The organism is Enterococcus alishanensis (genome assembly GCF_019218635.1).
Lineage (GTDB): Bacteria > Bacillota > Bacilli > Lactobacillales > Enterococcaceae > Enterococcus_A > Enterococcus_A alishanensis.
Genome location: NZ_JAHUZB010000033.1, coordinates 1 through 476, shown reverse-complemented (window position 1 = coordinate 476; position 476 = coordinate 1). Strand labels below are relative to the sequence as shown.

Below are 476 nucleotides of genomic sequence, written 5' to 3'. Positions count from 1 at the left end.
AGCGATAGGACTACTAGGGTATCTAATCCTATTTGCTCCCCACGCTTTCGTGCCTCAACGTCAGATATAGTTTGGTAAGCTGCCTTCGCAATCGGTGTTCTGTATGATCTCTAAGCATTTCACCGCTACACCATACATTCCGCCTACCGCAACTACTCTCTAGCTCAACAGTATTAGAGGCACGTTCAGGGTTGAGCCCCGAAATTTCACCTCTAACTTATCAAACCGCCTACGCACCCTTTAAACCCAATAAATCCGGATAACGCTTGAATCCTCCGTATTACCGCGGCTGCTGGCACGGAGTTAGCCGATGCTTTTTCTTCGGATACTTGCAATACGCTACGCGTAGCGCACTTTACTCTCCGACAAAAGAGGTTTACAACCCGTAGGGCCGTCTTCCCTCACGCGACTTGGCTGGTTCAGTCTGCCGACCATTGACCAATATTCCTCACTGCTGCCCCCCGTAGGGCGCATTA

At 50.2% G+C, this 476-nt stretch carries 1 rRNA gene; it reads right to left on the bottom strand.

What is annotated here, in order from left to right:
- A 16S ribosomal RNA gene (locus KUA55_RS18150) occupies positions 1 to 476 on the bottom strand; the annotation flags it as partial.